22 protein-coding genes are annotated in these 22,842 nt (G+C 47.5%); 19 read left to right on the top strand and 3 right to left on the bottom strand.

The features are described 5' to 3' along the window. Positions 1 to 50 precede the first annotated feature (50 nt). From R6242_RS07285 to R6242_RS07325, 9 genes are all read left to right on the top strand, one after another. The gene (locus R6242_RS07285) at positions 51 to 827 is read left to right on the top strand and encodes an arylamine N-acetyltransferase family protein (protein ID WP_318425607.1); all 777 of its coding nucleotides are present in this window, start codon (positions 51 to 53) and stop codon (positions 825 to 827) included. A gap of 376 nt (positions 828 to 1,203) precedes the next feature. Further along, positions 1,204 to 2,088, top strand: a complete 885-nt coding sequence (locus R6242_RS07290) for a DUF6268 family outer membrane beta-barrel protein (protein ID WP_318425609.1) — start codon at positions 1,204 to 1,206, stop codon at positions 2,086 to 2,088. Positions 2,089 to 2,691: 603 nt separating this feature from the next. Beyond that, entirely contained in the window at positions 2,692 to 3,168 is a 477-nt protein-coding gene (locus R6242_RS07295; protein ID WP_318425611.1) for a DUF3291 domain-containing protein, read from the top strand. A 79-nt stretch (positions 3,169 to 3,247) separates the two neighbouring features. Further along, complete coding sequence (locus tag R6242_RS07300; protein ID WP_318425613.1) at positions 3,248 to 4,069, top strand: class I SAM-dependent methyltransferase; 822 nt, start codon at positions 3,248 to 3,250, stop codon at positions 4,067 to 4,069. A 29-nt stretch (positions 4,070 to 4,098) separates the two neighbouring features. Continuing rightward, on the top strand, positions 4,099 to 4,587 hold the full coding sequence (locus R6242_RS07305; RefSeq protein ID WP_318425615.1) for a GNAT family N-acetyltransferase: 489 nt from the start codon (positions 4,099 to 4,101) through the stop codon (positions 4,585 to 4,587). A 30-nt stretch (positions 4,588 to 4,617) separates the two neighbouring features. Then, a complete protein-coding gene (locus R6242_RS07310) occupies positions 4,618 to 5,526 on the top strand; it encodes a hypothetical protein (protein ID WP_318425617.1) in 909 nt (302 codons plus the stop codon). A 25-nt stretch (positions 5,527 to 5,551) separates the two neighbouring features. Continuing rightward, complete coding sequence (locus tag R6242_RS07315; protein WP_318425619.1) at positions 5,552 to 6,283, top strand: metallophosphoesterase family protein; 732 nt, start codon at positions 5,552 to 5,554, stop codon at positions 6,281 to 6,283. A gap of 77 nt (positions 6,284 to 6,360) precedes the next feature. Beyond that, the gene (locus tag R6242_RS07320) at positions 6,361 to 6,732 is read left to right on the top strand and encodes a nuclear transport factor 2 family protein (protein ID WP_318425621.1); all 372 of its coding nucleotides are present in this window, start codon (positions 6,361 to 6,363) and stop codon (positions 6,730 to 6,732) included. An 81-nt stretch (positions 6,733 to 6,813) separates the two neighbouring features. Beyond that, positions 6,814 to 7,335 carry a GNAT family N-acetyltransferase gene (locus tag R6242_RS07325; RefSeq protein ID WP_318425623.1) on the top strand — a complete coding sequence of 174 codons (522 nt, stop codon included), beginning with the start codon at positions 6,814 to 6,816 and terminating at the stop codon, positions 7,333 to 7,335. Here the strand turns inward: R6242_RS07325 and R6242_RS07330 are convergent. After that, positions 7,332 to 8,492, bottom strand: a complete 1,161-nt coding sequence (locus R6242_RS07330; RefSeq protein ID WP_318425625.1) for an iron-containing alcohol dehydrogenase — start codon at positions 8,490 to 8,492, stop codon at positions 7,332 to 7,334. The two genes, R6242_RS07325 and R6242_RS07330, sit on opposite strands and share 4 nt — an antisense overlap. A gap of 167 nt (positions 8,493 to 8,659) precedes the next feature. Between R6242_RS07330 and R6242_RS07335 the strand changes: the two genes are divergently transcribed. Further along, positions 8,660 to 9,055, top strand: a complete 396-nt coding sequence (locus tag R6242_RS07335) for a hypothetical protein (RefSeq protein WP_318425627.1) — start codon at positions 8,660 to 8,662, stop codon at positions 9,053 to 9,055. Positions 9,056 to 9,170: 115 nt separating this feature from the next. Here R6242_RS07335 and R6242_RS07340 read toward each other — a convergent pair whose 3' ends face one another. Continuing rightward, on the bottom strand, positions 9,171 to 11,531 hold the full coding sequence (locus R6242_RS07340; protein WP_293931592.1) for a serine/threonine protein kinase: 2,361 nt from the start codon (positions 11,529 to 11,531) through the stop codon (positions 9,171 to 9,173). A gap of 66 nt (positions 11,532 to 11,597) precedes the next feature. Here R6242_RS07340 and pnuC point away from each other — a divergent pair, with 66 nt between their 5' ends. Beyond that, positions 11,598 to 12,155, top strand: a complete 558-nt coding sequence (gene pnuC, locus R6242_RS07345; protein WP_318425630.1) for a nicotinamide riboside transporter PnuC — start codon at positions 11,598 to 11,600, stop codon at positions 12,153 to 12,155. After that, entirely contained in the window at positions 12,152 to 12,661 is a 510-nt protein-coding gene (locus tag R6242_RS07350) for an ATP-binding protein (protein ID WP_318425632.1), read from the top strand. The genes pnuC and R6242_RS07350 overlap by 4 nt, the downstream gene beginning before the upstream one ends. A 239-nt stretch (positions 12,662 to 12,900) precedes the next feature. Here R6242_RS07350 and R6242_RS07355 read toward each other — a convergent pair whose 3' ends face one another. Continuing rightward, positions 12,901 to 13,791, bottom strand: a complete 891-nt coding sequence (locus tag R6242_RS07355; protein WP_318425634.1) for a hypothetical protein — start codon at positions 13,789 to 13,791, stop codon at positions 12,901 to 12,903. Positions 13,792 to 14,120: 329 nt separating this feature from the next. Between R6242_RS07355 and R6242_RS07360 the strand changes: the two genes are divergently transcribed. The 7 genes from R6242_RS07360 to R6242_RS07390 all read left to right on the top strand — a co-directional run bounded on the left by R6242_RS07360 (position 14,121) and on the right by R6242_RS07390 (position 22,792). Further along, complete coding sequence (locus tag R6242_RS07360; protein WP_318425636.1) at positions 14,121 to 16,760, top strand: cytochrome c peroxidase; 2,640 nt, start codon at positions 14,121 to 14,123, stop codon at positions 16,758 to 16,760. 272 nt (positions 16,761 to 17,032) lie between these two features. Then, on the top strand, positions 17,033 to 17,632 hold the full coding sequence (locus tag R6242_RS07365) for a CDP-alcohol phosphatidyltransferase family protein (RefSeq protein WP_412099742.1): 600 nt from the start codon (positions 17,033 to 17,035) through the stop codon (positions 17,630 to 17,632). Next, positions 17,629 to 18,579, top strand: a complete 951-nt coding sequence (locus R6242_RS07370) for a phosphatidate cytidylyltransferase (RefSeq protein WP_318425640.1) — start codon at positions 17,629 to 17,631, stop codon at positions 18,577 to 18,579. Before R6242_RS07365 ends, R6242_RS07370 begins: the two co-directional genes overlap by 4 nt. A 4-nt stretch (positions 18,580 to 18,583) precedes the next feature. After that, positions 18,584 to 19,231 (top strand): lysophospholipid acyltransferase family protein, encoded by a 648-nt coding sequence (locus R6242_RS07375; RefSeq protein WP_318425642.1) that lies wholly within the window; start codon positions 18,584 to 18,586, stop codon positions 19,229 to 19,231. 62 nt (positions 19,232 to 19,293) lie between these two features. Next, entirely contained in the window at positions 19,294 to 21,078 is a 1,785-nt protein-coding gene (locus R6242_RS07380; RefSeq protein ID WP_318425644.1) for a bifunctional alpha/beta hydrolase/class I SAM-dependent methyltransferase, read from the top strand. After that, positions 21,075 to 22,382, top strand: coding sequence for a phosphatase PAP2/dual specificity phosphatase family protein (locus tag R6242_RS07385; RefSeq protein WP_318425646.1), 1,308 nt, complete (start codon positions 21,075 to 21,077; stop codon positions 22,380 to 22,382). Before R6242_RS07380 ends, R6242_RS07385 begins: the two co-directional genes overlap by 4 nt. Further along, positions 22,379 to 22,792, top strand: a complete 414-nt coding sequence (locus tag R6242_RS07390; RefSeq protein ID WP_318425648.1) for a hypothetical protein — start codon at positions 22,379 to 22,381, stop codon at positions 22,790 to 22,792. The genes R6242_RS07385 and R6242_RS07390 overlap by 4 nt, the downstream gene beginning before the upstream one ends. Positions 22,793 to 22,842: the final 50 nt, after the last annotated feature.

A 22,842-nucleotide genomic window follows, 5' to 3' on the forward strand; every position in this document is an offset into this window, starting at 1 on the left:
AGGGCACGCCTACCGTGCCCCTACTGCCAATATTGATAAGGTCAGCATCTATGCAAGCAAATAATTTTAATCTAGCCGACTATTTAAAGCGTATTGGCTATCAAGGCCACGCAGCCGCCGATTTGGCGAGCCTTACCCAGATCATGCGCTGCCAATTGTTTACCGTGCCATTTGAGAATTTAGATGTGCAGGCGGGTAAAGTTGTTTCTTTGGTTCCCGAAGATATCGTTAATAAAATAATCCACCAACAGCGCGGCGGTTATTGCTATGAAGTCAACGGCTTATTTGCCATGGCCCTGCAAGCGTTAGGGATTGATTATCACTTTATTGCCGCTCGCCCAATGTTTTACCCAGTAAAAAGGCCAAAAACACATATGGCGGTGATTGCACATATTGCTGGTGAAGATTATTTATGTGATTTAGGTTTTGGTAGCTATGGCATTCGCGCTCCCATTGCGCTGAGCCAAACCGGCATTAAAATTCAACAAGATTTTGATGTTTTTATGCTCGATAAAATAGATGAAAAAACCTATTTATTAAAAGCCGAATTAGAAGGGGAATGGGCAAATCAATATGCGTTTGATTTATACCCACAAGAATGGATAGACTTTAGCCCCGCTAACTTTATGAATTCAACGCACCCAGATGCCATTTTCGTGCAGAAATTACTTATCGTATTACACACCCCTAGCGGTAGGAAAATCTTACTCGGTGACGCCTTAAAAACGGTCAATAAAGGCATTACAAGCAAAGAAACCATAACTCAATTTGAATCCACCCTAAGCCAGCATTTTGGTTTAATACGCCCTAGCGAATCCCTTACATAACAGAACTCTACAACAATATCAAAACTACACCTTGGTTTTTAATATCGCAAAACTAACTAGATCAAGGTGTGGTGTGTAGCAATACCAATGTTAAAGTCGTCCTGCTATAACTCTACGCGCCCAGCAAAGTAATCGCTTTGTGTTCGTGCTTTGTACAAAGGCACCGCTGGTAATAAAGCACTACCCCGCTGCCCCCGTAATTTTATGCCAATCAATTATTACAGCAATATAAAAAAACGCTTAACTCCAGATTAACGCACTTTATCTATGCTGACGTCCTCCTGTCGCACACTCAATCAATCCCTCATAGTTGCTTTAAGATTGCCAGCATAAATTCAACGCTGTTCAACCTTTAACCAGAGATCAAGGGATTACGATGCGCCTGCCAAATACGATTTTTGCCTTACTTACAGCAATTTTTTCCGCAGTAAGCCTCGCCGATACTCAGTTAGAAATGAGCGTAACCCCCTTTGCCACTCCTAAATTTGATTTTGATAAGGGTGGGCAAGCCAGTTTGAAAAACATACAAGCCAACTTTAGTCTGAGTCATAATATTTATCCCCAGCACAATCTTGGTTTCAATATTCAACTTGCCCGCGAGAGCTGGAGTTTTGATAGCAACCCTTGGAAAGTTGCTCAACCTTGGCAAACCTTGGAGCGAATTAGCTTTTCTCTGCCTTATCGCTACACCACTAGCAGTGGCTGGATATTTGCAGCTAGCGCCGATTTAAGCCAAAACAAAGAAAAGGGTGCAGAAAATAGCGATAGTTGGCTCTATGGTTTAAATACCTATATGGCCCATTCTTTTTCGCCTGATTTATTACTGGGTTTTGGCGTTGGGGCTTATCATCAACTTGATAAAACCACTGGCTTTCCTTTTATTATTATCGATTGGAAAATAACCAAAGACCTAAGGCTAGCAAATCCATTTGCAGTGGGCCCAGCGGGGCCTGCGGGCTTAGAATTAAGCTGGGGTGTTACGCCTCAATTTGATTTGGGTGTCGGGGGGGCAATGCGCCATTTCCAATATCGTTTAGCCGCAGACAATGCCGTTGCTAGTAAAGGAATATTAGAGCAGCAATACGTGCCGATATTTATTCGTGCTGGCTATAAGATACAAGATAATTGGCGCGTAGATGCCTATACCGGTGTAGCAGCGGGTGGGAAATTTACCTTTATGGATAAAAATGGCAATGAACTTAATTCAGAAAAAGCGAAAAAAATGCCATTCTTTGGTTTATCCGCCAATGCTCGCTTTTAATACCTAAAAACTTGAATAGGGTAATAAAATTTTGATGCTTAGTGAGGCAAGAGTAGGCTCACTAAGCACTATGATATCCCTCTAGATATGCTTGAGATGCATTTATCCAACAAATACAACTAAGTACTTGTGCAAAAGTTTTATGGCAAGGCGTCGAAGCCGCAGGCAGTACAGTTAGTACGACAAGGCAAGACAACGATGCAAGACAACTTTTGCCTATCTACTTAATTGCCTGCTTATGCCTCTTGTTTAAATTAATCATCAATACCGTAGGGCAGGTAAAACGCAATCCTATCAACCTAGGCACACCATATAGGGTGGGCAAGGTGGTTTATCTTGCCCACGCGGATGCACACAGCGTAGACAAAAAACACACCCGCCCTACAAATGCAAAAACAGCGTGCAACTGTAACAAACCTATTTACATCAGAGTTATTGAGCAAGAGGTATAATCAAGACTAATTAATTAGAAATAAAAACCCGCAGTTAACAGATAGTGCCATCACATAGATGACGTTTTTTTACAAAAAATACATTATCCTAATGAGAAGATAAGAAGATTAGCTTATAGTTTGCTTCAATAATTTGAATAAAGATGATCCTATGCTGCAAAAATATCAGCTAGCACAAGTTAATATCGCAAAAGCCAAAGAGGCGCTAGATCAACCTATTATGCAAGGCTTTGTTCAGCAATTAGCGCATATTAATCAACTTGCCGAAGCCAGCCCTGGCTTTATTTGGCGTTTGCAAACTGAATCAGGCGATGCCACTGCACTAAAAGTATTTGAAGATGAATTACTGATTGTTAATTTATCGGTATGGGATTCATTTGAATCACTTAAAGAATATGTTTATTCAGGCGAGCACTTAACCGTATTAAAAAATAAAAAACATTGGTTTGATAAGCACCACGGCCCTAGCCTCGCTCTATGGTGGATTCCTAAGGGGCATATCCCCAGCATTGAATCGGCAAAAAACGCCTTGGCACAGCTAGCAAGCCAAGGGCCATCCCCCCAAGCCTTTACCTTTGCCAAGCCCTATCTGGCCCCCAATCAGCAAGCTGCAAAGCTCGTAGAATAAAGTTTGACTCCTTGTCCTTTGAAGTGATTCAAATGCAATATCAATCACTACTTTGAACTTACCACGGCATAGGCCTCTCATGCTCAATACTCATTCCCCAGCCGAGCAGTTTCTGATCGATTTTCATAAGCAGCACCCTGGCATTACCTCGCAGTGTTTTCAAGCCTTAGCAACCACGCTGAATGGTGAAGCCTATCCATCGTCTTACGCCTGCTTAAGTAGCCAAGTGGCAGACGATGCCACGGTACTGGATCTGGCCTGTGGCGATGGTTATTTACTATCGTTATTAAGCAATCAACACAGAAGCTTACACGGCCTTGATATGAGTATGGATGAGCTGGCGGCGGCTCAGCGGCGCCTAGGCCAGCGTGCTCAGTTACACCATGGCAAGGCGCAATCCTTGCCGTTTGAAAATCACAGCATCGATCATGTGCTCTGCCATATGGCGCTGATGTTAATGGCACCGCTGGATGTGGTGCTGAGCGAGGTTCATCGTGTGCTAAAAAAAGGTGGCTGCTTTTCCGCCATCATTGGCGCAGCACCTCCAAGCAGCCCCGCCTTAGCACCTTATCTAGTGCGGCTGCGTAAGCTACTTAAAAGTAATCCAGCCAAAGTGCTTAGCTTTGGCGATAAAAGACTTGGCAATCCCGATGGGATACACGATGTATTCAGTAGCCACTTTGAATTAATCCAAATTGAAGATCTGCAACAAAACCGCCGCTACACCCCTAGTGAAATTTGGGCTTGGTTTGAAGGCTGCTACGATCTGGCGTTTTTATCCGCTGACGATTGCAGCCATTTTTATGACGAATACCTGAATGAGCTAAACACACTTTGCGCGGCGGATGGCAAGATAGAGTTTACTGACCACTTACGCAGAATAAGCGCCATTGCAAGATAAAAACCAACTCAAACAATACCTCGGCCACCATGCTCAATATCCACTACCGCCAGTTAGATATCGCTACCGATACAGCCGCCCTGCAAGCCTTGCTAGAAAGTGCGCCCGCTTACAGCTTGTTAGTCGAGGGGTATTTACCCCAAGCCACAGCCGCGATTGAGGCCATGCAAGCGCTGCCGCCTGACTCCAGCCCTGATAATAAATTTGTTTTTGGCTTTTATCTGAATGAGCGCCTGATTGGCTGCGCCGATTTGTGCCGTCACTACCCAGAAACAGGCATCGCCTATCTTGGTTTACTGCTATTTGACGAGTTATTCCAAGGCCAAGGCTTTGGTTCGATCGCCATGCAACAGCTAAAAAGCATCGCTCAAAGCTGGCAATGCCAACGCATCCGCATCGCCGTGATTGCCAACAACACCGCCGCTTTGGCCTTTTGGCAGCGCCAAGGATTTATTGAGCTATACAAAAAACCAACAATAGCTTACGTAGATGATGCAATCGTCATGGAGTGCGTGTAAATTATCCGCCTAGATTCTCAAGAGAAAAAAATGACTGCAAGCTTTGAAGCCTTTATCCAAACCGCTTGGGCAGATCATGGCGATCATCCTCAAGATGTTGCCAACCGCCTCGCTAACACTATGCCCGTGCCTCAATCACCGGCGCAAACTTTAGCGCTGGCAAGGTTGATTTGCCATGTGTACGGCGAGCATTTAGCCCAGTGGCAACAGGGCATTGATTTACTCAATACTTTGTCAGCCACAGACACCGTGGCCGCAGATGCAATACGCCTAAATTGCGCTATTTTGAGCTACGCATCAGGCCAGAGCACGGTATTAGCCACGCTTAACGCCGCCGAGCAGGCCCATGTTTTAGCCAACACCAGCAGTATTTGGGCCGCGCAAGGTGCGATTGAGGGCGCGATTGAGCAATTCAGCCAAGCATTAACCATTGCAGAGCCGCTGCCCACCACCGTGCACCGCGCCCTAGCGATAGCGGGCAATGCACTGGCCTGTACGCTTGAAGAGCGCCACCCGCGTCATGCCGCAGAAACCAGCGCGATGATTTTGGCGGCGCAAAGCGCACTAAAATATTGGCAGCTGGCCGGCACATGGCTGGAAGTTGAGCGCGCCCATTACCGGCTTTGCCGCAGCCTACTCCAAGCCGAGCACGCCGAGGCTGCCTTAAGCAGTGCCCAAAACTGCCTAGATGTTTGCCTGCAAAACAAGGCCCCCGCTTTCGAGTTGTTTTTTGCCCACGCCATTTTGGCTATTGCACAAAGTAAGCGAGGCAACAGCGAGGCTTTCACTCGCAACCATCAAGCGGCCTGTACATTCTTTGAACAGCTGCCCGCAAACGAGCAGCCGTGGTGTGATGCAGAGCTAAAAGAGCTGGCCGAGCTGAATGACCAATACATTTGTTTATCACTCAGCGTGAGCACAGGCGCCCACGCTACATAAAAAAAATGCACTCTTTGGAGTCACCATGCGCCTCGCCCTTGTTTCTGATATCCACGGCAATTTGCCAGCCCTTGAAGCGGTAGTCAAAGATATGCAAGGCCGTGGCGTGGATGCGGTGATTAATCTGGGGGATAGCCTGTCTGGCCCCTTGATGCCATTAGAAACAGCACAATTTTTAATGGCGCAAGATTGGGTTCATTTAGCCGGCAATCACGAGCGCCAGCTACTGGCGTCAGCAGCCAAAGGGCTTTCTGATGAATTTGCTTACTCGCAATTGGGGGAGGTTGAATTAGCATGGCTGGCCACACTCCAGCCTTGCCAAGCTTATTCCCCAGAAATACTGCTTTGCCACGGCACGCCAAACAGCGATAAGGCATATTTGCTTGAAACGCTGGCGGATGGCCAAATGAGGATGGCAACGGCTGCAGAAATCCGAAGCCGTCTTGGCGAGCAAAGTGCCGAGCTGATTGCCTGTGGCCATACGCATATCCCCAGATCCATCAGAACCATGAAAGGGCAACTGATCGTCAACCCTGGCAGCGTTGGCCTACCCGCTTATGAAGATAGCCAGCCTTTTTATCATCAAGTAGAAAACAGCAGCCCCGACGCACGCTACGCCATCGTTGAGCAGCAAAAAAACAACTGGCAAAGCCTGTTAATCAGTGTGGCTTATAAACACAAAGCCATGGCAAAACTTGCACAGGCAAGAGGCAGAGCGGACTGGGCTAGCGCCTTAATGTCAGGATATATGCCGTGACCAGAAGGCTGAACATATTTTAAGAATCACAAGCCAAATGATAACCCCTTGCTAAATATCTCTTAACAGGAGTTTTTATGAGTATCGCTCTTATTCAAAAATATATTACTGCTTATAATCAATTTGATATCGAGCAAATGATTCAGCTGATCCATCCTGACATTATTTTTACAAATATTTCCAATGGGGCAACCACCGCACAAGCCGTTGGGATTGATGCTTTTCAGGAAATGGCGCTTCAAGCTGCGGGGATGTTTATATCTCGGGCACAAACCATACAAAGCACTAGCCAATCCGCAGAACTGATTCTGGTGAACATTCATTATCAAGCCGTTTTAGCCATTGATTTAGCCAATGGACTAAAAGCCGGTGAAAAGCTTTCATTACAAGGAAAGTCTGAGTTTGAATTTAAAGACAATAAAATATTTAGGCTAACTGATATTAGTTAGCGCCTAGATTTTATGCTACATACGTGGGCAAAAATGCTTACCCATCCTACACAAACTCAGCACTCAGCCTAGTAGATAACCATGCCACAACTCATCAGGCCCGCCCTGCCCACCGATGCCGCAGCCATTGGCCAAATTCGCGTTGCAGCTTGGCAGGCAGCTTACACCCACTTTATGCCTGCTGATTATTTAGCCGCACTGGACCCAGCTGCAAATAGAGAATCACTAAGGCTAAAGCTGGAGAATCTTTCACCGCGCTTTTATCTAGCGCTAATTGAAGAAGCGCAAGAGGTGGCAGGGTTTTATCTATTAGGCACGCCACGTTTTGAATGCCCAAGCCATACCGCTGAGCTTTGGGCACTGAATATTGCCCCACACGCTTGGCGCAAGGGGATTGGTAAGCGGCTGGTGATGGATGCTATTGCTAGCGCTCGGCGTTTTTCTTACCAAAATATTGTGCTTTGGTGCATTGCAGGTAATCTAGGCGCACGCCAGCTTTATGAGCAATGTGGCTTTCGTGTAAACGGGCAGCAAAAAACCGACAGCCAACTTACTGGCCACCCCCTGCATGAAGTTTGCTATGCGCTCATCCTCCATTTTTAGGCTGCCATTCTTACAATCGCCACGCAATCTTCCAGCGTTAGCTTGGCGCGCTCACCCAAGGGAAAAGACTTATGCTTAGGCAAAAGCTCGCCCACTGCCTGCGCCACTTCATTGGCATTTAGCCCGTAGCTCGCTAAATGCGTTGGCAGCCCCATGCGCTCAAAAAAATCAACCGTGGCATCGATGGCCGCATGCGCCACTTCTATATCGCCTCCCACCAAGCCCCAAACACGGCGGCCATATTGCGCCAGCTTTAGCAACTTATCGTCAAAACAATAACGCAGCAAGCTTGGCAAAATCACCGCCAGCGTTTGCGCATGATCTAGCTTATACAAGGCAGTTAGCTCGTGGCCGATCGCATGGCTTACCCAATCTTGCGGCTGGCCAGCGCCAACCAAGCCAAATAGCGCCTGATTAGCACACCACATAAAATTAGCCCGCGCATCCAGATCATTTGAATCTGCCAGCGTACGCGGCCCCACTTCGATTAAGGTAGACAGCAGGCCTTCGGCGTAGCGATCTTGCAAACGTGCCTCAGCAGGAAAAGTGAGGTATTGCTCTGTAGTATGGATAAAAGCATCCACCACCCCATTGCCCACTTGACGCGCTGGCAAGCTACACGTCAGTAGCGGGTCGAGCACCGCAAAGCGCGGGAAAACCAGCGCATTTTTAAATGACATTTTATCTTGCGTTGCACGGCGTGAAATCACCGAGGCAAAATTACTCTCTGCGCCTGTTGCAGGTAAGGTCAGTACCACACCGATCGGCAGGGCATCGTGCAGCTTGGTTCGATTGCCAACGATGAGCCAAGGATCAATCCCAGAATCTAGCCGCGCTGCCGCCGCAATAAACTTGGCCCCATCCACCACCGAGCCACCACCCACGGCCAAAACCCAATCCACTGATGCGGATTTGGCAAGCACTACCGCACGCAGCAGCGTTTCGTACTCTGGGTTGGCTTCTACCCCTGCAAACTCAAACACTTCACGCCCTACTAAAGCCGCCAACAGCGCTGGGTAAGTGCCATTGGTTTTAATACTACCGCCGCCATAGACCAGCAATACCCGCGCACCGCGAGGGATTTCATGGGCAAGCTGCGCTAGCTGCCCCTGCCCAAAGTGAATACGTGTTGGTGCGTAAAAGCTAAAATTTTGCATGATTCCCTCCTCTAACAAGGTGTAAGCTTACGCCGATTTAAACGTAAAAGGATGACGTGGCAGCAATACCGCAAGCAAGGCATAGCGTTGATCTGAGCATGATATTTTCAAGTGCAATTAAGGTGGGTAAACTTCGCTGCTTAGCAAACAGCCTCAAGGCCTTTAAGATGTCACTCAAAGCAACTTGGTATCAAGATAAACTCAAGAAAAAAGCCAAGCGCGGCTTTAATGGCTATCCCATTGCAACGGTTACTTTTTATGGCCCTAATAATCAATTAGCCAATAAAATAGCGGTCGGCATCATTGTAGAAGAAGAAGGCGAAGTGACTGCGCTGCAAAAGTGGTTTGCTGATGACGGCGATATTCGTAAGGATGCCAAGGCGATGACCGAAATGCTGGCTTTTATCGCTCAGCATAGCGTGATGTCTGTGATTTCCCCAGAGCGTATTCTGGGCTGCCCGCATGAAGAAGGCACGGATTATCCGGCAGGTGAAGCCTGCCCAAAATGTGCTTATTGGGCAAACCGAGATCGCTTTACAGGCCAGTTAATTACAACAAACTAAGGCAGGTAAAACCCAATTCTATCAAATTAAGGGTATGTAGAATTTGTAGGGGGGGCACGTATTTTGCCCACGCTGTGCATCCGCGATGGCCCCCTACATAATGCTAATTCAAGCCTCACAAGCCCATTTGTTTTTGCCTAATCGCTAGCAAAGCTTGGTTTCTTAAGGTTTTTAATAAGTTTAGTTCTTTACCCGCAATTTTTAAATTTCCGGCCTTGGTTTTATCTGCATATAGTAATCCTATAGTACGTTTTTCTAGTACTAAGGGAAGAATAATAAAGGTTTGTGATGCTAATGCGGTGCGATACCAACTAGGGATGCGGGAGCGGATTGATTCAACATTGATATCTTCAATAAAAATATCTGCGTTTCTTTCCATCGCCACTTGAAATACATCCACGGCTTTATCCAAATCAATTTGAAAGTGCGGGATAATGTCGCCAATTTCTGCGCCAAAACCAAAGCGCCCCACAATCTTATTTTTCTTTGGGTCTCTGGTGGCAATCAATACGTGCTCAAAGCCCATACCGCGATACATAGTTTCTAAAATAATTTGCAAAACATCATTTAATTTAAAGGTGGTGACTAAGGTATTGGTAATATCTTGCACACCTGCCGCTAATGCTTCTGCAGGGGGGATAATATGTTCATCCAATGCGGCAATATCTGCATCTAAATCAAATTGCCGAGTCATTAATTGGGCGCGATCAAGGGTATCCGCCACTAAAGGGGCATTTGGATTTTCGGTGAGCACCCCAGTGAGCTGGCGTAATTTATTGGCAAACTCACTATCACGCGTATCCACTCCTAAAATAGATAAATAGCCAAGATAAGCGCTTGCAGAGTCTTTTAATAAATCGCCTAATTCGCGTGCCGTCCACGCATAAACCGGCCTAATTCTTTTTTCCATTTCAATTAAAGCACGCTCTGCCGCAGCTTTGGGCATATAAGCCAAAGGCACTAGCCCTGCGCCTAAATTGGCAAATAAGCGCAGCCTTTCGGTTTGATTTTGCGGTGCTTTAATACCACCTTCGGGTAAGGAGCGCATGCTGGCGGTGATCCGTTCAGGAAAATTCCAGCTATGGGCCACGCCCACGCCTAAATCTCTAAAACCCAAACCCAATACTTGCACCGATACAGTTTCTTCATGCCCGCCTGCTTGCACCCGTTTATTAATCTCAACATTCTCTTCATGAAAATAATAAACCGTGAGTAATTTACCCAGCGCGGTAAACATGCCGCAAATCAGCCCTTCTTCCACATCGCGTGCACCGCTTTTTTTGCCTAACTCACGAGATAAAATTCCACCAAAAAATGCGCTTAATACCGCATCGCGCAAGGCAACGGCTTGCGATTTATTATGCATATGCTCAAATAGCAACAGGGTGATGGCTAAATTTCTGATGGTATCAAAGCCCAAAATCACAATGGCTCTAGAAATAGTACTAATCGTGCCGCCAAAATGGCCATAACTGGCGGAATTAACAATTCGTAATAATTTATTGGTTAAAGAAAAGTCTTGCAAAATGACTTCTGATAACACTTGCAAGCGCTCGGCATCGCCCTCGTTAATTTTATTAATCGCCGTAACCGCTTGCGATAGCGCAGGAAAATCGGCGGTGTGGCGCATGCGCCGTAGCAAAAAATCTAAGGTGCTATTACCGCTAGTATCAACGCCCTCTTGCAGATTTTGCCCACCCAGCCATTCGCGCAGCGCCAGCAACATAGAATGCGCATCGTGATAGCGCTCTTGCGGGTTTTTAAATAGGGCAACCATCACCAGATGATCGAGCTTTTCATCCACACTATCTTTAAGGCTAGATGGCGGCACAAAGGGCTCGTTGGCAATGCGGTGCAAGATGGTAAATACCGATTCGCCCTCGGCGGCGGTATGGCCAGTCAGCATTTGATAAAGCGTCATTCCTACCGCAAACACATCGGCTTCGGCATCAACAGGCTGGTTTTGCATCATTTCAGGGGCCATATAGCCCGCCGTGCCGATCATGCCGCCTGCTTCTTTGCTGCCGCGTTTAGCTGCAATGCCAAAATCCATCAAGCGCGGGCGATTTTGCTCATCCAGCATCACATTATGCGGCTTAATATCACGGTGAATGAGCCCCTGCCCGTGGGCATAAGCCAGCCCCTCTAATACTCCGCAAATAACTTCTACTGCAGCTACTGGCGTCATCGCGCCATCACGGCTAATCAACTGGGCCAGCGTTTGGCCTTTTACATATTCAAACACCAAGCAGGGGTGGCCGTTATTAACCAGCGTGTCGTACAAGGCCACAATATTGGGGTGCTGCAGGCGGCTAACAATTTTAGCCTCATCGGCGGCAGTCACCGAGTGGCTATGTAATACCTTAATCGCCACAAGGCGATCCAACTGCGTATCATTCGCAAGATAAACCAAACCTTGCGCGCCCTGCCCTAATTCTTTGACAACTTTAAATCGACCTCCCGCAAATTCTTTCATAACGACGCTTTCCTTTTTCTTCCTAGCAATATAGCCTTACCACGCTTAAATTCGGAGCCTCCTGTCTTGTCTATATTAGAAATCATTGGTTTTATCGCATCTTTGCTGGGTATTTGGCTTGCCACACGCAGCCATGTGCTCACTTGGCCGCTGCAATTACTGGCCAGCTTACTATACGTTTGGCTGTTTTTTGATGCACATTTGTTTGGCGAAAGCTTACTGCAATTCGTTTACGCCGCGCTTGCCCTTTATGGCTGGTGGGTTTGGAAAAGAAGCGCCTCCGATGCCTCTGTCGCCATCAGCAAGCTAACTCGCCGCGAATGGCTGATTATTGGCGGTGGCGGCACGCTGCTCACGCTTTTAGTGACTCGCTTTCAAGTACAGTTTTTACCCACCGATTTACCCTTGCTAGATTCTGGTATTTTTGTATTTGGCCTACTGGCACAGTGGATGCAGGCCCGCAAAAAAATAGAAAACTGGCCGTTCTGGATTGTGCTGGATCTGATCGCGGCTGGCGTTTATGCCTATAAGGGCCTGCACCTTACAGCGGCTCTCTATGTGATTCTGACGGCCCTCGCCGTATCAGGCTGGATCAGCTGGAAAAAAGAGCTAGCCGCAGCATGAAAATTGCCATTGTTGGGCCAGAATCCTGCGGAAAATCCACCCTGGCGCGTGATCTAGCCGCAGCCCTAAACGCGCCGTGGGTGGCGGAATATGTACGCGAATATTTTGCTGCCAAAGGCACAAATGATTATGGCCTAGACGATATTATCCGCATCGCCCAAGGCCAGCTTGCCGCAGAAAACGCAGTGCCTGCGCCACTGCTGATCTGCGACACCACGGTGCTGGTATGCAAAATATGGGCGGAGGTGCGCTACGGCCACTGCCCCGCCGAGCTAGCCGCCCTCTACCAGCCACAAGACTACGCCCTGCATCTACTCACCCGTCCTGACCTCCCGTGGGAGCCAGACCCTCTGCGAGAGAATCCAGACGATAGAGATTATTTATTTGATCTTTACGAAGCTGATTTAAAAGCCAGTGGCGCGAATTATGTGGTGGTGGAAGGAATCAGGGAGAGACGATTGGCTATAGCGATGAAGGCGGTTTTAGGGATGGGGTTAGAACACTAAGTACTAGGGACGCAGAGGGCAAAGATATTTAAAATTTTTTGCCCTCTGCATTAAAAAGAACCTGATCGCCTCTTGCTCAATAACGCTAATGTAAATCGATTTATTACAGTTGCACCCTGTTTTTGCAGTTGTAAGGGCGGGTGCAACCCGCGAACGATACTAAAAAACGCGGGTTGCACCCGCCCTACAATATTTATGATGCAGTTAAGCAAAAGGCATAATCAGGAAAAGGAAACCACTTATAGGGCAAGTGCCGCCCCTAATGTCCAACCTCTAAATCCTTCTTCACCCCGTATGATCGATGTACTGAGTTTTAATAATCGCGGTTGCCCAGCGATGACTCCCAGTGGCACATAAAACCCCGTACCGAGCTCTGCTATATAATGGCTAATCGAGTTACCTTTTATATATTTACTTAGATATAAAAACCCAAGAGGATAAACAGGGGTATCAAATACATAAAAGCCTGTTTTTTTATCCAGATCTATCTTAGCACTAACAATATCACTTCTTAGATCTTCTATCTGCGTTATGCCTTCATTTGTGTCTATCGTTTGCACAGAACGAAAAGCAATCCCCATTGATCTATTTATGTCATCTTTAGTATATTTGTAATAAAAACCAAGCGAAGGATTAACCGCCCAAGCGTAGCTGCTCATATATCCTCTATACTCTTGATTATCACTACTAATGCCAACCGTCATTTTAGATCGGGCAATAGCAAGTTCTGAATCAATAGAAAAAGATTCCCAAAAATGATACTGATAAGCAACAACTAAAGCCACACTGCAATTTTTAATATTAAACGTCGCACCATCAGGAAATGATTCCCCTTTGTAATACTCTTTTTTTGCTCTTAAATATCCCAACTTTAGATCTGTACGAAACACGCCTGCTCCTAATTTCTTTGAATATACGGGGATAGGTAGCCGCACAATACTTATATCAAAATCTGATTCTTCATTCTTTTCTGCAGGCTCAGAAAAATATCCTGCGCTAATGCCCTCAGAAATAGCTAACTCAGTAGTAATCCCGTGCAGTTCATTTAAAAAATTTTTATCAAGCTGTATTTCTGAATGTGCAGGTAAAATACAAAAAATACATACAAGGATAGTTATTATTTTATCCATCTCTCTTCCTTTTTTACGATAGAAAATAAACAATATCCAATGAAAATATAAATAAATTTTAAAAACAAATACTAGATAAATTGCAACACAACAAAATATGGACAGACCCAACCTAGGATCAAGCTATGCTAACTTACTCCTAAGGCAGAGTCTGTAGGGTTTGCAATGGACTCAGTATTAAGTAGTGCAGCAAGGTGGCCTATACTTTTACCCCACCCAACGCTCATACCTCTAGCGATGGATAACCCTCGCATTTTGCTTACAAACAAATAGCCAAATAGAATACCCTCAGCGTACAATCCGCCCTTGATAATAATTCGTATTCCACAATGAAACTGCAATACTTAGCCTCTCTCCTCTGTACCCTCCCCCTGTTAACCGCCTGTATCAGCGACTCTCAGCCAGAAATCAAAACCGGCACCCTGCTTAATACCGCAGGGGTTGATTACGACACGCCCAGCCAGCATGGCCGCACCACGGCCAATGGCGAGTTTCAATATGTGGCGGGTGAAACGGTGACTTTTCATATTGGCTCGCTCCTGCTTGGACAAGTGGCCGGTAAGGCGATGATTACGCCACAAACGCTGGCCAATAGCAGCGACGTTAAATATGCACACAAGATTATGCAGCTGCTGCTCACTTTGGACGAAGACGACAATGCCAATAACGGCATTCAAATCGCCGCCAGTGATGCGGCGCGTTTTGTGAATGAGCAATCGATTAAATCAGCCTCACTGAGCGAGCTACTCGATCATAATGGCATCGCGCATACATTAGTGAGCGAGCAATATACCCGCCAGTTTTACAATCTAAGCATGCAAGCCATCAGCGGCAACAAGCCTGTGCCGCGCTATAGCCGTAAAGATGCCGAAAGTGGTCTAGAGATCAGTGACGAGGGTATTCGCGCAGGCTGTGTCAGCGATAGCCAGACCGGCTTAAGCTGGGAAGTTAAAACCACCGCAGGCTTACGCGCGGCCAAACATCGCTATCTGCCTGCGATGGTGCGAGGCGTCGTCAATACCGGCCAGTGCGATCCTGCTTTAGAAGTGTGCGCCGCCAATGACTATAGCGAAAAAGTAAACGAAACCCGCCTCTGCGGCTTTGATGACTGGCGCACCCCCACTGAAACCGAGCTAAAAACCCTGCTCGACCCATCCCAATACGATGCAAGCAAAAAACTAGCCGCTACAGACCGGCACGCTTTTCCAGACGCAGAGCCCACATTTTACTGGAGCGATACACTTAGAAAAGTGCATGGTTTTTTGGCGGTTTGGTTTGATGACACGCACAAAACACTGGATTCCACCTTACTGGCTAAAGAGCGTTATGGCGCACTACGCCTAGTGCGCGGCCCCATCATGCCGGATGCACCCAGCAAGGAAGATCAAGAAGACCCAAACTATATTCCGCTGACCCAAGAAGGTAGGCTACCCAAAATTGGCGAGCCTTACGCTTGCGTCGATATCAATGACAGAGCCTTACTGGTCAACAAACAAAAAACAGAAATCCGCCTACTGGCCCCTTCAGATGCGTCGGCCATGGCCAATCAAAGCCTTGATCCGCAGCAGCTCAAAGCGCTGATTACAGCAAGTAATACTGGCAGCTGCGCCGTAAAAAACTGGCGTTTACCTACGCCCACTGAAATGAGCAAAATACTGACGCTAGCGCTCGATAGCGACAACACCGAGCTGCGCCAAGCGCTGCCTTATCTGGATGTAAATGCCAGCTACTGGACGGGCACGGCAGATAAAATCAGCAGTATTTCTGCAAGCTCAGCAATCCCCCAAAACCCAGCAACGGCGCGAGTGTTACTGATTTCACAAACCGCCCGCCCTTTCTTTGAGCGGATGCCCAACAGCCCAAATACTCGCCCTAGCGATAGCGAATTCGCCGCATGGCGCAGCCAGTATGTGCGCTATCAGCCGGGCAGTGCGACCCAGCCCAACTGGCCAGCACCCACCTTGGATGCCAGCACAAAAGAAGGTTTCGCTGATTTGGGCTTACTACCAGCCCCAACTTTCCCCGCGAGCAATCCTTACTCACCAGAAAAAGTAGCGCTAGGTGAAAAGCTGTTTGCTGATCCACGACTTTCGCGCAACAACCAGATTTCCTGCGCTAGCTGTCATGATCCTAAAAATGGCTGGAGCGATAGCAAGGAATTATCCGAAGGCCACGTTGGCCAGCTAGGTGGCCGTAATGCGATGACCATTATCAACACCGCTTACGTCAAAGAGCTGTTTTGGGATGGGCGCGCCAAGTCTCTAGAAGAGCAAGCCAAAGGCCCAATCAGCAACCCGCTGGAAATGCATCAGAGCCTAAGCCAAACCGCATATAAAATTGCCGCAGCCCCCGAATACGCCGCCTTGTTTAGCGCCGCATTTGGCGACAACAGCATCGATGCCGACCGCATTGCCAAGGCCATCGCCACCTATGAGCGCACCATCACCAGTAAGGAAAGCGCATTCGATCAGTTTTTAAAAGGTGACAGCAAGGCAATATCCAACGATGCACTCTGGGGCTTACACCTGTTTCGTACTAAAGCACGCTGCATTAACTGCCATAACACGCCGTTGATGTCAGACAACCAATATCACAGCAATGGCCTGCATTACTATGGGCGTGAGCTGGAAGACTTAGGCCGCTATGGCGTGACTAAAAACCCCGCCGATATAGGTAAATTTCGCACGCCGATGCTGCGCGATATTATTTACAGCGGCAATTATATGCACAACGGTTTGTTCTCTATGGGCAATGGCGTAGGCGTATTAGCCATGTATAACGCAGGCATGGTGCAAACCTTGCCTACTGGCTTAGATAAATTCGACCCGAATTTCCCTAAAACCTCGCCAGAGATTAAATCGTTAGGCTTAAGTAAAAATGAAATCAATGCGCTATTCGAATTTATGAAAGCGATTTCTGCCAAGCCAAGAACAGGCCCTGCTACGGCAAAGGAATTGTTTCAGCGTTAAGCAATAAGTTAATACTGAATTAAAAAGGCGCACAAATTATGTGCGCCTTTTTAACATGTTATTCAATATTTACTTACCTCAATACTGCGAACATCTTATTGCTCATTCTTTAGAAAATACCATGCAATACGTATTTAATTAGGCGATCAAAAAACAGTTGCGCATAAAGTCATTTACATTCAAACTAGCCAAAACATACACAAAACTTACAAACAAACAATTCATAGTTTCTCTATTTACTCCCATCAAAAAACGAGCCGCAATAAAGCAAAATGCCCAGTATCTACCAACTAAAATCCAGATTTCAATCCTTATTACGGCCGCTTTGCACTTTAATGGCCCGTTCGGGCATAAGCGCCAATCAGGTGACGCTGATTGCCATGATGAGCTCTATCCTAATGGGAGTGTGGCTAAGCTTACAGGCAGACTCCCGCGGACCTTGGCTCGCCCTGCCGTTATTTTTACTGCTACGAATGGCGCTCAACGCAATAGACGGCATGTTAGCCCGTGAATTTAATCAACAATCTGCATTGGGCGGCATTTTAAATGAGGTAGGCGATGTGGTTTCTGATGTGGCTCTTTACTTGCCTTTTTGCCTTGTCAGTAGCCAGCCCTCATGGATCATTGCGGCGGTTTTTCTGGCCGGGCTAACCGAATTTATTGGCGTACTTGGCCCCTCACTAGGCGCTGCACGGCGCTACGATGGCCCCATGGGCAAGAGTGATAGGGCTTTTGTCTACGGCGGCTTTGCGCTACTACTTGGATTTTTCCCCGCAATCGCCGCATGGACCAGCGCCCTCTTTGCCATCACGGCTGGACTCATGCTGTGGACCTGCATCAATCGCGCTAAAGGGATATTGGCCAATCAATGATGATTAACTTACTTTTACCCCCTGCGTTGATTACAGCATTGGAAGGCGTGTTTGCCCTATTGATCACCGCCAGCCTCACCCTGTTTATTTTAGGTAAGCGCTACCCACAAAAAAACTGGCTCGAGCTAAAGCTACGTATTCGCACTTGGTGGTGGATTGTGGCGTGCTTTTCTCTGACACTACTGGGCAATATGCCCATTGCCCTCCTTGTGCTTGGCCTGGTTAGCTTTTTGGCTCTTAAGGAATATTTAACCCTTTGCTCTACCCGCACAGCAGACCATGTGGTGCTGTTCTGGGCCTATTTGTGTATTCCGCTGCAATATTATTGGCTAGGCGTTCACTGGTACGGGATGTTTATTATTTTTATCCCTGTTTACGTATTTTTATTTGTTCCTATGCGCATGGTTTTGGTGGGCGAAACTCAGGGGTTTCTTAAAGCAGCCGCTTCTTTGCAATGGGGGCTGATGATTTGCGTGTTTTGTTTAAGCCATATGGGCGCAGTTCTTGCCTTACCCTTATTAACTGGCATAGGCAAAGCAGAGCATGGCCCCATGCTGCTGTTTTATTTAGTTGCCTTAACTCAACTCAATGATGTGGCCCAATATTTATGGGGCAAATCATTTGGCCGCCGTAAAGTATCCCCCAAAGTAAGCCCGAATAAAACGCTAGAAGGATTTTTGGGCGGCGCGCTCACCACCAGCCTATTAGGCTGGCTACTTGGACCATTACTCACACCTTTTTCACCATTACATGCGGCATTGGCAGGCTTCTTAATCGGCGTAATGGGCTTTATTGGCGATATTGTGATTTCTGCGGTAAAACGCGATATTGGCGTAAAGGATTCTGGCCGCTTACTGCCAGGACACGGCGGCATTTTAGACCGGCTCGATTCTTTAACCTATACGGCGCCTTTGTTTTTTCATTACACCCATTATTTATATTACTAGCGCTATGAACCGATATTTAAGAATTCTATTTGTACTCTTACTGGCAAAGCCCTTAGTCAGGCTCTGGTTTGGCGTCACGGTCAGGCATCAAGAGCGCCTTCCTTTAAAAGGGCCGGCTATTGTGCTAGCTAATCACAATAGCCATCTGGATATTCTGGCCATCTATAGTTTATTTCCCTTGGCTTTGATTCCCAACATTCAACCCGCCGCTGCCGCTGATTACTTTCTGACCAACCGTGTATTTGCATGGTTTGCCACGCAGGTGGTGGGCATTATCCCCGTGGTGCGTGGTGGTGCAGCAGCGGGTTTTGACCCACTAGCAGATTGCAAACAAGCGCTTAAGCAAGGACGTATTCTTATTTTATTTCCTGAAGGCACACGGGGTGAGCCAGAAACGCTTTCAGAGATTAAATCTGGCATTTGGTATCTGTATCGAGACTTCCCCAATATCCCCGTTGTCCCCGTGTATTTAAACGGCCTAGGCCGAGCAATGGGTAAAGGCCGGTGGTTCCCCATTCCTTTTTTTGTTGATATTGCCGTTGGCCGCTCCTTGCCATGGTTGGCTGAAAAAGCGATTTTTCGGGCATCAATTAAAGATGCACTGCTTAATTTAAAACAAAAAACCATGCTCTCTACTCCCAGCCCGCAATAGCAACCCTTTGCGGCGATGCTGGGTTTGCGCCAGCAGCAATAAACTCAATAAGGAAGATATCAATGCGCACAGCACAAGAAAAATCATTTAGCAGCTTTGATGGCAGCAGCCTGTTTTATCGCCATTGGCCAGCCGTTAGCACGCCAACGCGCCGTGTTATTGTGCTGCTCCACCGCGGGCACGAGCATTCTGGGCGCTTGCAGCATATTGCGGACGAATTGCAAATGCCTGATACCACCCTCTTTGCTTGGGACGCCCGTGGCCACGGCAAAAATAGCGGGCCTCGTGGCTACAGCCCAAGCCTTGGCACCACCGTACGCGATCTAGATACATTTATTCATTATCTTTGCCAAACTTATGGCTATGCAATGGAAGAAGTCATCGTGATTGCGCAAAGCGTAGGCGCGGTATTGGCATCGACTTGGGTGCACGATTACGCCCCAAAAATCCGCGCACTGATTCTGGCGTCCCCCGCCTTTAAAGTGAAGCTTTACGTGCCTTTGGCAAGGCCTGGCCTGCGGCTAATGGAAAAACTGCGTGGCAATTTTTATGTTAATTCTTATGTAAAAGCCAAGTTTTTGACGCATGATCCAGAACGCATTGCCTCTTACAATACCGATCCGCTGATTGCCCGCCCTATTTCAGTCAATATCCTACTAGGCCTCTACGACACGGCCGAGCGGATTATTGCCGATGCAGGTGCCATCCAAACCCCAACCCAGTTATTGATATCAGGCGCAGATTTTGTGGTGCACCAAGCGCCGCAGCGTACATTTTTTGAACGCCTTGGTAGCCCATGCAAAGAAATGCATACACTAGAGGGCTTTTATCACGATACCTTGGGCGAAAAAGATCGCGCCAAAGCCTTTACGCTAATCCGCAGCTTTATCCAAAAAGTGGAAGCGGGCGTACCCAACGTTGATTTAAGCCACGCAGACAAAAGCGGCTACACCGCCAATGAATATCAACAGCTGCAGCAAAATAGCTCGCCCTTTACCCTAAAACACTGGCACTTTGCCTTAACCCGCTTATCCCTTGCTACCGTAGGCAAGCTCTCTGATGGGATTCGGCTAGGTTGGGAAACTGGTTTTGATTCTGGCAGCACCTTAGATTATGTGTATAAAAACCAAACCTCTGGGCGGTCCCCACTGGGCCGCTTTGGTGATCGCACCTACCTCGATAGCGTAGGTTGGAAAGGCATACGCCAGCGCAAGGTAAACCTTGAAGAATTAATTGGCGCAGCCATCAAATCACTTACAGAAAGCAAGCAAAGCGTAAAGATTGTGGATATCGCCGCAGGGCATGGCCGCTATATTCTGGATGCTGTTGCTGGCCATCAGATCGACCGCGTTTTATTACGTGATTACAGCACGATCAATGTAGAGGCAGGCAAAGCGCTGATCAAAGAAAAAGGCTTAGCGCATCTGGCTGATTTTCAGCAGGGCGATGCTTTTGATCAAGCCAGTTTAGCCAACCTTTCACCAGCACCCACGCTGGCCGTGGTATCCGGCCTTTATGAGTTATTCCCTGATAACGCCCCCATCAAAGCATCACTGGCTGGTCTTGCTGAGGCTGTACCCGAAGGTGGTTTTCTGGTTTACACCAATCAACCTTGGCACCCGCAACTTGAGCTCATCGCCCGCACGCTGACCAGTCATAGAAGCGGGGCGGATTGGATTATGCGCCGCCGTACTCAATACGAAATGGATCAGTTAGTTGAGCAAGCTGGCTTTGAAAAAATCACCCAACGCATTGATGAATGGGGCATTTTTACGGTGAGCTTAGCGCGTCGAGTTGGAAAAACCACCCACTCTGCGCAAGCAAATAGCGAGACGACTCAGGCATGACGGCTCATCTGCCCACACCACGCCCGTGGCGGCTCGCCCTTTTGTGGTTAGTGCTGCTGGGGCCAGGTTTTTTTATTTTTTATGGCGCGGCCAATCACTACGCTGCGTCCTTGCCTCTAGCCGAGGTTGGAAATATCGCCATGGCTTGGGAGCGGCAGATCCCGCTCTGGCCCTGGACTATCGTGCCTTACTGGAGCATCGATCTGCTCTATGGCATTTCTCTATTTATATGCACCAGCCGTGGCGAGCTCAATACCCACGCCAAGCGCCTCTTAGCCACATCACTGCTATCTTGCTTATTCTTTGTGTTGTTCCCGCTGCGTTTTAGCTTTGAGCGCCCTGAGCTTGATGGTGCTTTCGGCCAGTTGTTTACGCTTTTAATGGGCTTTGACAAGCCTTTCAATCAAGCGCCATCGCTGCATATCGGCCTGCTTACCGTGCTATGGCTGCGCTATTACGCCCATACTCCTGCACGCTGGCAGCCTTTGCTGCACGTTTGGTTTGCCCTGATTGGATTATCCGTCCTGACCACTTGGCAACATCATTTTTGGGATGTGCCCAGCGGGTTTTTGCTCGGTTTTGTAGTCTGCTATTTATTGCCAACGCCTGGTGTGAGTTTGTTTTTAGCTGTGAATACGCCACGGCAAAGCACGCCCAAACTGGCCTTACGCTACTTAGCGGGTGCATTGTTTTTGTCCTTCATCATTGCTTCCCTGCAAGGCTGGGCTTGGCTACTGCTTTGGCCAATCACTTCCTTGCTTATCCTTACCGCCGCCTACCTAGGGCTAGGGCCCAGGGTCATGCAAAAAGATCGAGGACAAAGACGCTTTGCAGCACAAGCCTTACTTTGGCCCTACTCTTTTGTGACGCAACTAGTGCACCGTTATTTATTAAAATCGTTGCCCGGCGCCGAAGAAATCAGCCGTGGTGTATGGCTGGGCCCCATCAGCGCAGCGACAGATCCGAGCTTTAAATCCGTGCTTGATCTTGCTGCGGAATACGATAGGCAAGCGCCAGCAACGGTTATTTATCACTCCTGTCCGCTGTTAGATTTACAACTGCCCGATCAGCAAACCTTGCAGCACTGCGTGCGCACGCTGCAATCCATGCCTCAGCCGGTATTGGTTCACTGCGCTCTTGGCCTAACTCGAAGCGCAGCCGTGGTATTGGCTTGGCTGGTAGTGAGCCAGCAAGCAAAAGACATCAATGAAGCGAGGGAAATACTCCTAAAAAAACGTAGTAAATTTATATTAAGCGAGACGCAACTCAATCAATTAGCCCAGCTTTGTGATGGCATAAAATGAAAGACGAAGAATCGCTATTTTTTAAATTGAGTACGGCCACGCTTGCTTCTTGCAAAATCCTAGTGTGGCCCACGCCATTTTTATTTTTAATCAGCTATTGGCTGGCTGCCAGCCATATCCTCAACAAAGTAGAAATAGGGCTGCTGATGGCTAGCAGCCTAAGCGCTGCGATTCAATATTATTTTTACTGGCGTATCACACTCGATGAAAAATTATTAACTCAGCTGCAAAGTGAAACTGATTTGCTACAGCTCGATCAAGCATTACATAGCCTATTTGGCAAAAACACCCTGCCGCGTGCTTTAGCATTACGCATGTTGGGCATTAAAAAGCTGATACGTCATTATTTAATCAGCACCTTTTACTCATGGCTAAGCTGGTTTGTTTTATTAGGATTATTAATCAGCTGATTTTGTACAACAGATTCTCAGCAAACCCGTGCTCTAATGAAGCAGATAAG

Origin of the sequence: Iodobacter sp. CM08, assembly GCF_033446605.1 — a bacterium.
GTDB lineage: Bacteria > Pseudomonadota > Gammaproteobacteria > Burkholderiales > Chitinibacteraceae > Iodobacter.